The sequence below is a fragment of the Natronoflexus pectinivorans genome, from assembly GCF_004345615.1.
In the GTDB taxonomy this organism is placed as follows: Bacteria; Bacteroidota; Bacteroidia; order Bacteroidales; family Marinilabiliaceae; genus Natronoflexus; species Natronoflexus pectinivorans.
Genome location: NZ_SLWK01000026.1, coordinates 1 through 11,151 on the forward strand (window position 1 = coordinate 1; position 11,151 = coordinate 11,151).

The 11,151-nt window shown below is 33.5% G+C and carries 7 protein-coding genes; all 7 read right to left on the reverse strand.

Features of this window, described 5'->3' with window-relative positions; all coding sequences use genetic code 11:
* Positions 1 to 417: 417 nt before the first annotated feature.
* The 7 genes from EV194_RS17230 to EV194_RS16620 all read right to left on the reverse strand — a co-directional run bounded on the left by EV194_RS17230 (position 418) and on the right by EV194_RS16620 (position 10,783).
* Entirely contained in the window at positions 418 to 918 is a 501-nt protein-coding gene (locus EV194_RS17230) for an RDD family protein (protein ID WP_132435620.1), read from the reverse strand.
* Positions 919 to 1,031: 113 nt separating this feature from the next.
* A complete protein-coding gene (locus EV194_RS16595) occupies positions 1,032 to 1,619 on the reverse strand; it encodes a DJ-1/PfpI family protein (protein ID WP_132435622.1) in 588 nt (195 codons plus the stop codon).
* A 529-nt stretch (positions 1,620 to 2,148) separates the two neighbouring features.
* On the reverse strand, positions 2,149 to 3,189 hold the full coding sequence (locus tag EV194_RS16600; protein ID WP_132435624.1) for a hypothetical protein: 1,041 nt from the start codon (positions 3,187 to 3,189) through the stop codon (positions 2,149 to 2,151).
* A 1-nt stretch (position 3,190) separates the two neighbouring features.
* Complete coding sequence (locus tag EV194_RS16605) at positions 3,191 to 4,933, reverse strand: restriction system-associated AAA family ATPase (RefSeq protein WP_132435626.1); 1,743 nt, start codon at positions 4,931 to 4,933, stop codon at positions 3,191 to 3,193.
* Positions 4,930 to 6,321, reverse strand: a complete 1,392-nt coding sequence (locus EV194_RS16610; protein WP_132435628.1) for a restriction endonuclease subunit S — start codon at positions 6,319 to 6,321, stop codon at positions 4,930 to 4,932. Before EV194_RS16610 ends, EV194_RS16605 begins: the two co-directional genes overlap by 4 nt.
* The gene (locus EV194_RS16615; RefSeq protein WP_132435631.1) at positions 6,318 to 7,985 is read right to left on the reverse strand and encodes a class I SAM-dependent DNA methyltransferase; all 1,668 of its coding nucleotides are present in this window, start codon (positions 7,983 to 7,985) and stop codon (positions 6,318 to 6,320) included. Before EV194_RS16615 ends, EV194_RS16610 begins: the two co-directional genes overlap by 4 nt.
* Positions 7,985 to 10,783: a type I restriction endonuclease subunit R gene (locus EV194_RS16620; RefSeq protein WP_132435633.1), complete on the reverse strand. Its 2,799-nt coding sequence runs from the start codon at positions 10,781 to 10,783 to the stop codon at positions 7,985 to 7,987. The genes EV194_RS16615 and EV194_RS16620 overlap by 1 nt, the downstream gene beginning before the upstream one ends.
* Positions 10,784 to 11,151: the final 368 nt, after the last annotated feature.

Sequence of the window (11,151 nt, forward strand, 5' to 3'; positions counted from 1 at the left end):
GCTGTTCGTTTCGATAAGTTTTCTTGGTTTTTTGTTTTGTATTAATCTGTAAATAAGGTATTTACTTGATTAAAAATTGTCTTACCGACAACGGTCACATATATGAAATGTTGGGGCTGCGGTGTGCGTCTTTGTCTGCCGTTACAAAAGCTGGTGCGGGGTAAGGCGGTTCGTGTAAACACCAAAACCCCAATATTTTATATATGATGTTGCCACACGTTTTTTCTTCATTCAAAAATATTTGTCTATTCCGAAAATGTCAATTTTTCTGAATTGTACAATTGACATAACATTTTCAATATGTCTTATGTAATAATTATGCGTTATGTGTTAATTCTGAACAACCATAATCAATGAAAGAACTATTGCTTTTATTTTGCGGCAGCTTTTTTTCAATCTACTTGACTACTGACTACACTATATCCGTTTTCTAGTAAGTATTGTCTTAACCATTATGTCATGCAATCCTTGTCGTCTTTTTGTCATATCAATTAGGCTAACTCCTATTACTGAAAATATTGATATAATCTTAAGAAAATTACGAAATAGGGCTTTCACGAATGTGATTCTTTTATATTCATAATCAAGAACTTTAAATCTTAAAAACCATTTTCCAATTGTTCCTTTTAATTTTGAACTTTCCAGAATTGATGAGTATATAATAAAAACAATCAAATATATTGATATGGATATAGATGTAATGTTTTTAAAATCAAGACTAAAGCTATGTGTAAATGGTAATGTGAGTTTTCCAATATATGAAATATCGAATAGAAATGATAATCCCCAAAATAAGAAAGGGATTATAAAAGTTCTAATTATAATATTGTCAATTGTAAACGCTAAGGTTCTCAACCAGAACTGCGTTTCTAGGTCATGATATATAGTTGATTTTTTGAAGTTTATTTTTTTGTCCATTTCCCAATAAGCATAATGTTATTTAGTTTGAATAATAATGTTGTTACACGCAGGATTTATCTTTGTAGGAAAAAAGTCTGGCTGTAAAAGAAAAGAATTTGGCAGCATTTTTCTTAAAATCCCATAGCTTTTTTAATTAATACCATTTCTTCTTCTGAAGTCAACATTTTTAATAATTCAAATGCAACATTTGGGGCTGTTTCAGGACAATAAGACGTAATAATATTATCATCAACTACAATTGGTTCATTCACAACATTCACTCCAAACTCTTTCAGTTGTTTTTGATAATATCCGTTTTTCAAGTGGTATGTAGTTGCTTTCCGATTCTTAAGAACTCCACTTTTCCCTAATGGGAATGCTCCAGAACAAACTGATGCAATGATTTTACCTTTTGCATTAAATTCCTTAATTAATTCTAAAAACCTTTCGTCATAAGCTTCTTCATAAAAACCAAATTCTCCAAAACCACCAGGTATTGCTAAGGCGTCATATTCGTCAACGTTTATTTCTTCAATGGTTTTATCTACTATAATGGGTACATTAAAAGTGCTTATAACTTTATCAGTAAAACCACATGTATCAACGAATATATCATGTCCATAATCAACTCTAGCCCAACCAAGAACATCTATAAAAACACAAAACTCCATCGTTTCAAACGCTTTTGCTAGAAACACTAATACTTTCTTATTATGCATACTTTTTAATATTGTCAAATTGTTTAAATTCTTATTAGTTTTGCTATTCTCGTCTTATCAGTTAACAAAATCTAAAATCATGTCATAGAAATAGTGTGAAATTTGGGTGCTATTTACAGTGAATTTGCTAAAAGCCACGTATTGTGCGTCCTAATGTGTGGCAACGGTTGGCGGTATGGTTAGTTGCCGATTTCGAAGCACTTTCCTATCAAGTTACGATTACTTTTGATACGAGCTGTGCCGCTCGAATACCCACTGCACCGGCAATTAACTATACCGCGTGTTGGCAACTGGTGTTCATTCATATCCGTCTGTTTGTCATTTATTTAGCTTTATTCTATTGTCATTGTTAAACTGCACCAACCTAACCACGAAGCACAAATTTATTTTGTTTTTTTGAGCGTGGGCAATCCTAAAACCGTCCTGAAAGGCGGTTACGTGGGCTGGAGAGGCGGAAGCTCTTTTGCAAGCCTTTGGTTTGAGCGTTGGCTCGTGTGGGCTTGCAAATGTGCTTACGACTGTGGGTTGGCTATTTTTCATATACTGCAATATAATTTTTTAGTGTTAGTAAATGTTTTATTATTGCAATTTTTAAAAACCTCCAATCATAATAAATATCATTTTCGTACAACACAAGTTCCTCAATTAGGAAATCATTAAATTTCGCTTGGCTATCTAGTTTTAATTTGTTTCTATATCTCTCTTTTAAATCTCTCAAAAATGACTGAGCATTCCGTCTTATTTTCCTCGAATATTGATCTTCAATATCAAAAAGCCAATTCCAAGTGTCAGATTTCAACTTATCTCCACCAAGAATAATTTCCAAATTATTTAATATCAAATCTTTATTCTCGTCCAAATCTAAATCGAAAGTGGAATTTATCTCCATTGAATGGGAGTCTGGATTATCTATGAATGGATAGTATGCAATTCGGTCATTTTCGATTGGATTTTTCGCTTTTTTCCTATCAGAGTTACATTTATAGCAAAGTGGAACAAGATTCTTAAAACTAACAGAAGCGAATGGAAATTCTGATTTTGGCAAATAGTGATCATAAGCTTCTCGGACTTCGTTATCATCATCATCTGACTCAAAGTCAATAAGGCCACAGCATGGGCAATATTTGAATTTGTTTTGCTTAATTAGTTTCTTATAATATTTCAACTTATCGCCAGCAACCTTCTGCTTTTCCAATAAATCCTCATAACACCATTTAAAAAGTGGTTTGATGTCATTCGCAACAGTTTCGTGTAAATCGCTAAGAAATAACGGTTTTGTTGATTTATCGCATAATTGCTTAATTTGCTCTGCTTGCTTAAAAGCTTCAATTATTTTTGTTTTTTGAGGTTCATCAATTCCTTTGAAAATGTTATATATTCTTTCAATTTCAGATTTAAAACTTACACCAACTTTACAATTATAAGCAATAATACTCTTTAAATCATCAGACAACTTTTCTTCAAAAGATTTATCATCCGCTTTACACCATACATCACAGACCAATGTTTCAAGTGTTTTATGTAACTTGAAAATATCATCATCTTTTATTGGTTTATAAAGTCTAAGCATCTTATTTTACCATACTATTAAGTTTAGCAAAGACTAAGTCTTTTTCTATCGAAGGACCCATTTTGCTTAAATCATCTTTTATTTTTTCAATTTCTTCATTATTTTTTATTTCATTGAAATCTATGTTTTTGAATTCATTTTTTGCCCAATCTCCGATTGATTGATTATATCCAAAGAGTTCATCTGAAATTATCTCTATTGAAGTACCGTATGTGTTAAAATTTAATTGCTTCGCACTTTTCGCTTCAACTTTATGAATTTCCTTGTTTCGTTTAAAGAAAATTACATTATTGGGTAAACAGTCCGAAATAACAAATGGAGAGTGAGAAGTAATGATTACGTCCTTTAAAAAGTTGTTGGTACCGCCAGCTTTTAAACTATCATTTAAAACTTTAATAAATTTTGCTCTCCAACCAGGATTAAAATGTGTTTCGGGTTCATCCAATAAAAGCAAAGTTCTACGGTCTTTTAACATTAAGCAAATGCCCATAGTATGCAGAAATTGGTGTTCTCCATCAGAAAATTCCCTAAGCAGCAATTCTTTTGGTTTTTCAAGCCCATCAATTTCTTTTAAAATCATATAGTCTAGAAAATGAAACACTCTATCTTCCGGTGCGGCTTCAGGAAGTTTCCCATCTGTGTAAAAGCCGTGAGATTTATAAACCTCATTTTTAGAATAAGAACTTACAATGTTTAAATTCAATTCATACAATATCTGAAATGCTCTAAAAAGCTCAAAAGATGAACTAAAATTATCACGAAAGATTTTTTTTGTAGCATCATCAACAAAAAAGTCGAGAGAAAGCACAGGGAATTTCTTGCCCTCTGAATTGGCAACTTTACTCTCAGATTCGAACCATGAAGTAGAACATCTTTTAAATGAATCAATGATGTGTTCTATTTGGAAGAGAATTGGTGATGAGTTTTTCTTTTCATCGTCCAAATAAAGAGTTTGCATGTTAATGTTTATACGGAAACTTCGAATTCCAACAATACCTAATTCATCTTTTAAAGGTTTTAAAGTTGTTTCTGGATTTTCAAAAAGCATGCAGGCTAGTAAAACTGCCTGACTCATTTCTTCGTCTATATACAGCAGACTTGTTTCTGGTTCATAAAATGGAAGACCTTTTTTTACTGATTCCTTGTATTCATCAAAATGTATTAAACGATTCTTTATAAATGGCAGACTTAATATTTCGTTTTCGCCTGATGAATAACCTACAACCAAATCAGGCAAATATTCTTTACCCGGTGCTCTTTCTTGTGAGCGATCTGACGATTTTAATGATACTTCCCTTGCTTCTCGGTCATTATCTTTACTAAATGGAGCAGGTTCTACAATCATTAAAGGCTCTTGCTCTCTAACTTTAGTAATCGTTACAATATCAGAAAGGAATAAGACATAGTCTTTTTTATTACCGCTACAGGTCAGATATTTTAATGTAAACGCATCTGGAGCACATAAAGCTCTTGAAAAATGCTCTTCAAAATTCTCGGGACGGTACTTTGCTACGCAAATTTCTAAATGATAAAATATTGCAGCAATTGCTTCTAATACATTTGATTTTCCGCTTCCGTTAAGACCTGCAAAACAAAAAGGTTGGAACTCTAACATTGCATCCATGCCTTTATCTGTAAGCCGATGAAAGTTTACCTTAAAACCTGAATGTAAACTACGGAAAGTTTTGTCCTTTCCAGAACTATCCTTGCCTAAATCTCCTATTTCCAAACTCAGTAGCTTCATTTGGCAATCAGTTTAAGACATTTACTTTCCTCATCATATCCTTGAGCAATAAGTTCTTCTTCTTTTAATAATTGAAAAGCAACATGTTTTGCTTTATCATAAAGTTCTTGGCTCTCAAACTCTCGATTATTCAATCTCTTAACTAAATTCAATAAATACCCTTCGTTGGTTACTATACTGAATATATCATTTTCAGGTTTTTGCAAATCGATTTCTTCAAGTAAGGCGTCTAATAAAATGGATACATCAAGGTTAAGCTTGCCGCTAAATGCTTTTTGAAGTACGGAATAAAAAAGGTTTTCTATTTGCTGAAGATTATCTATAACCCGCAATCTGATTTTGTCATATTTTTCAACTATTGCATTAAACTTAATTATAACTTCTTCTGGACAATCTACTATTGGGATGTTAGCAATAATTGTCTTGTTTAAGTTTTTCATTGTAACGCCTTTTGCATTGTGATTCAAATATTCAACCGTTGCTCGGTTTGTAATACAATGCAATAAAAACATTGCTTTTCGAGTATCCTTTGGTCGTAAATAAAGACTCCCTGTACCGCAAAACCATCCATTTTCTTTTTCTGATATAATACCGCACCGCCCCATTTCTCCTCTACGAGCCATTATTATGTCACCTGTTTTTAAATGATAATTTGGCAAGGATACATATTTTGATTTTTTTATTGTTACCTCAAAATCAGGCTCTATTTTATTGTCAATAATATTGATAGGGTTAATAAGGGGGATTTCATTTGATACATAATCAGCTCTATGTAATTGAGAACCAAAGGGTCCTATTTGAACTTTTTCTAAGTAGGTTGAAAGAGTAGTCAATTTATATTTTTCAGAAATTGTTGGATTACCAATCATTTCCAAAAACTGTGCTCTCAATAATTCATCTAGCAAAACCTTTGTTTTCTGCCTCTTCTGAACCAAAGCTCTTGCTTTATCCAAAATAGCGACAATTTTGTTTTGGGTTTGAAAATCGGGAACATCAACTTCAAAATTCTTTAAGTCGTTTACTGATACATTTCGAATTACAGCATGCTTCCCTTTGTTTGCTATTTGTTCAATAACATTGGAAATCTGATAATAAACCCAGTCTTGATTTGTTTCTGGGTTTGCAATAACTTTTACAATTCGTTGATTTAATAGGGCTTCGGGCCCATTCCATTGAAATGTTTTAATAGTGCCTGAAAGACTAACTAATAAATCTCCTTCATAGATTAGAAATTTCTTATCATAATCACCTTTCCAGTATTTAAAATCATTATCATTCGTATTCAAGTTGTTAATACGAATTATTGGAATTCCTTCATCGGTAAATTCTGAGGATTTCCAAGCATTTCCAGAAAGAAACGAACAAATATCACTTAGTTTTTTAATCATCCTATTAGTGCGTTTAATTCATTCATATCCTCTAAAATCTCTTTTTCTAAAGCAATTAATTTGGTCAGGATTTCTTTAGGCGGATCATATTTCTGTTCAATATATTCATACTCTTTATAACGGTTGTAGCTCAAATCCAAATCGTTGTTTTGTATGTCCTTGAGTTCAACAAAAAAGTGGTTTTTTCGGTCTTGGTATTTTATTTTATTCCTTGCCTCAAAGGCAACTTTTACATTTGGTAAAGGATTCTCTTTAAGTTTTCGCCTATTATCGTCTAATGAATATCCGTCATTTTCTATCGAGTAAAACCAGACTTTCTCTGTATGCCAATCCTTGCTGTCTTCTTTTACCTTTGTAAAAACCAATATGGCTGTCTTAACACCAGTATAAGGTTTAAAAGCACCTTGAGGCAATGAGATTACAGCTTCTAGTTGATTGTCCTTGAGTAATATTTCACGGGTTGCTTTTTGAGCACCAGAACTGCCAAACAAAACACCCTCAGGTATTATTATTGCTGCTTTGCCACCTGCCCGAAGCATTTTGGATATACGAACTAGAAATAACAACTCGGTAGAACCGCTGTCGATTCTTAAATCCGGATTAATATCTCCTTTATCTAGTTTACCTGTAAAAGGAGGATTCGCCATAATAATATCATAGCTGGCTTCTTCATTGTATGACTTACTTAGAGTGTCCTTGTAATCAATGCTTGGATTATTAATGCCGTGCATCATTAGATTCATTAATCCCAAACGAACCATTGTTACATCAATATCAAATCCAACTAAACTTTCATCAAGAATCTTTTTATTTGTATGGTCTAATACAGAGGATACAATACCACTTTCAAAGCCATCTTCATCAATGGTAAGTTTGCTTGGCTCGGTCTTTCTCACCAAATCTGTAAGAATATATTGATAAGCACCTAAAAGGAAACCACCAGTACCACAAGCAGGGTCTGCAATTCTATCGCCCAATTTTGGCTCTATAATCTCAGCCATTAATTTGATTATATGTCTAGGCGTGCGGAATTGCCCCATTTTCCCAGCTGTAGCTATTTCACTAAGTAGCATTTCATATACATCACCTTGAATATCTTGAAGTGTTTGTTTGCCGTCTTCTGCATCCTTTTCAATCTCGATATAGATTTCATCAATCTTCTTTATGGCTTCGACTAGAAGTGAAGGCTTTCTTAATTCAAAGTTGGCACTTTCCATGTGTTTTGTGAAAAATGCAGTATCACTATTGAGCTTTTTAATGAATTCGAATACATTTAACCGAACATGGTCAAGCATTGCATCAGCAGACATATTTTTGAAATAGCTCCACCTTAATTCTTCAGATTTTCTGGGTTTTCGGGCTTCCGCCAAAAGTTCTTCAAAAGTTTTTGATTGGTCTTTTGATTTTTTGTATTTCGCTTCCTCTTTTGCGACATCTACAAATGGTGTATATTCACCATTGAACTTTAGTTTATAATCCTTTTCAGTCCAGTAGCCCTCAGAAATATTCCTCTCTGCATTCTTTTCGTTTTCATCCAATTTCTTTATGAACAATAAGTAGGAAATTTGTTCGATTGCAGTTAGAGGATTTGCAATTCCCGAACTCCAAAGTGTGTCCCAAAGACTTACGATGAGTGATTTTAATTTTGCGTTGTTTTGTAACATTATGCTGCTAATAATTTTTCTGTTAATACTAATATTTCGTTAATCTCTTGAGGACTGAAAACACCTCTTATTCCTTGCGGATGAATCATGGTAAAAGGAGATTCAATCAAATTTCGTTTTTGTAATTCTCCTTTCTCCAATATAAAGCTTTTGAGTAAATCCAAAAATTGCAATTGTCGACCAGATAAGTAACTATGGCTTTGTATAAACGAATCAAAAGACTTTGCAACTGTTTCAGGAAAACTCTCCAGAATTTCTATTCCAAGAATGTGACGAATAAACTGAATAAATTGTGCTTTCCGATGATTGTAAACTCTTCTCAACAAATCAATAGTGATATGTGGATTTTCTTCATGTAATTCATTTGCCAATTCATTAGCTTCTGCTTCCGTAATTGCTTGCCCTTGTTGTATTTTCTGCAAAATTGGATTAGTTGAAGTTAGTTCTTTGATTTTTTCTTCAACCATTTCTCGATATTTAGCAATGCTAACAGATTCGTTCTGTGGTCCAAATTCTACAAATTCTTTTTTAGTAGTAAAATCACTAAAATCGAACTTAGCCGGACCTAGTGGCGAAATTCTTGAGTCAATGAATTTCATCAAAGGACTTAGCTTTATTATGAGTTGATCGTATTTTTCTTCTGAAATTGTTGACCAAAATTTATTGCTTTGGGAATCAGTAATTATTTCTCTCTCTCTTGCCACAATATTTACCGATAATGGCAACTCTGATATTTTCTCTATTAAACTATCTTTTAATGTTTCAAATTTGTCTTTATCGTCTGTAAGACCAACCAATGAAATCTCAACTACATCTTTTTCAAATCGCATGGCTTTAAAATCCTCACCTGAAATGGTTCTCATTAAAGGCTTTACAACAGCTCTTAGAAAATCTACCTTTTCATCAGTTAATTTTATCCAAAAATTCTCATCTTCTAATCGCTGCAAGTCATTTTTGGCTTCCATAATAACAATGGAATTTTGTGGAAGGGATTCAATTTGCTTCCGCAACTTTTGAATTTCGGATGAAACGATGTCTTCTTTAACAATTTCTTGGGCTTTTTCTATTTTATCCAATCGTAAACCAAAGAGTTTCACTGGAATTGGAATTTGAGCTTTCAGTTCTTTTCCCTTTGGATTGAGCTTGAAGTATTCAAAGTTATCCCAGCAATCCAAAATCAGAAATACATCTTTTTCGGCACACCAAGTCCGCATTTTAGTTGGTTCTAGTAAACGAGTGCCGCGACCAATCATTTGCCAAAATTTGGTGTATGAAAAAACTGGTTTTGCAAAAACTAGATTAACCAATTCCCTTACATCAATGCCAGTGTCAAGCATGTCAACACTAATGGCAACTCTTGGCATATCGTTGTTCGTAAATTGGTCTAAAAGTCCACCTTTGCCATATACTCTTGGGTCTTCCGATACAAGTACTTTTGCAAGTTCACCATTATATTCAGGATAAAGAGAATCAAATATCTGCTCCATTCTCCTTGCATGTGCTTTACTCGCACAGAAAAAAATTGTCTTTCCAGGAAGAACGCCATTAGGGTCTTTTATGCATTCTTCCATGAATTCTTTCACAATAAGAGCATTAGTGCCTTTATTTGTTACCGTTTTTTCTAATTCTGTTCCCTCGTAATTTATTTCTTCAATTTCCTTGCCTTCAAGTATTAATCTTTTTTGGTCTTCTAAAGAAATAGTACGCTTATTTATTCCCTCCTCTTGAAATCTCGTTTGAATTTTCATTACTTGAAAATTGCACAAATAAGGAGGAATGTTGTTTACTGCTTCTTCGTATGAATATGCAAATGTTGGAACACCATCATCACAGTTAAATAAATTGAAAGTGTTATGGTCTATTACATCAGTTGGTGTCGCTGTTAACCCAAGTATTATTGTATTGAAATAATCTAGTACTTCTTGATAAGTATTATAAATACTTCTGTGACTTTCATCAATTACAATCAGGTCGAAAAAGTGAGGTGATAAACATGTATCGTCATTGCGGATAATGTTCAGCATTGTTGGGTAAGTAGAAATGTAAATTCTTCTATCTTTTGCAATGTTCTTTTCTCCTTGCTTTGGCCACCTTGGTTCGTTAGGCAGATATTCTTTGAATGCCTCAAGAGCTTGATCTCTAAGTGCAATTCTGTCTACAAGAAACAAAACCTTCTCAGCCCAACCTGCTCGCATTAAAGTCTCAACCATAGCTACACAAGTTCTGGTTTTACCGGAACCTGTGGCCATTACTAATAAGAATGTTCTGCGTTTTCTTTCCAAATCTTCCATCACGGCACGGATGGCTCTAATTTGATAATCTCTTCCTGCTATCTTAGTATTAATCAGCTCACCTGATAATGGTTTTCTAGCTTTTCGGATATAACTAAATCTTTCTAAATCTTCTCTAGTAGGAAATCCATGTACTTTTCTAGGTGGATAATTTTCTAAATCCCAAAAGAATATTTCATGTCCATTAGTATAAAAACAGAATGGCAAATCCGCACCAAAATTTGATTGAATGTGATAGCAATATTGTTTAGCTTGTTCTTTTCCAATATTGGCGTCAACACTTGCTTTTTTAGCTTCAACAACGGCTAATGGCTTTCCATCTTTCCCTAGTAAAACATAATCGCTGTATTGATGTCCTGCATATGGAGTTAAAGCTTCTTGAACAAGGTTTTTGTCAACGATAATATCAAATTCTTCAATAACTTGTGAACGGTCACCAACAATCCAACCAGCCTTTTTCAAGCGGTTGTCTATTATTTCTTTTCGTGTTAGTTTCTCGTTCTTCATTTATTTTTAATGCAATCAATTAATGCTCAAATGTAACAAATTAGCAGGGGTGCCTAAGCAAAATTGCAGCTCTTTTGCAAGCTTTGGTTTTGAGCGTTGGCTCGTGGGGCTTGCAAATGTGCTGCAATGTGGGTGGGGTTTCTTTCTTCTTTTTTTGCGGGGGGAAGAAAAAAACAAAATAAATTTCCATCAAATTTGCACTGTCCTGTCAAAAAGCTAAATCCTTTCTATTTTCAATTTATCACTATCGTATCTGTATGGTCGTCTGTCTTTGTCGGGTAACGCAGGCGGATTGCTCCGCCCTTGTCCCCTAAGAACCGTACTTGATAGTTTCCCATCATACGGCTCAAGCTCTCTAAAGGCGGAAT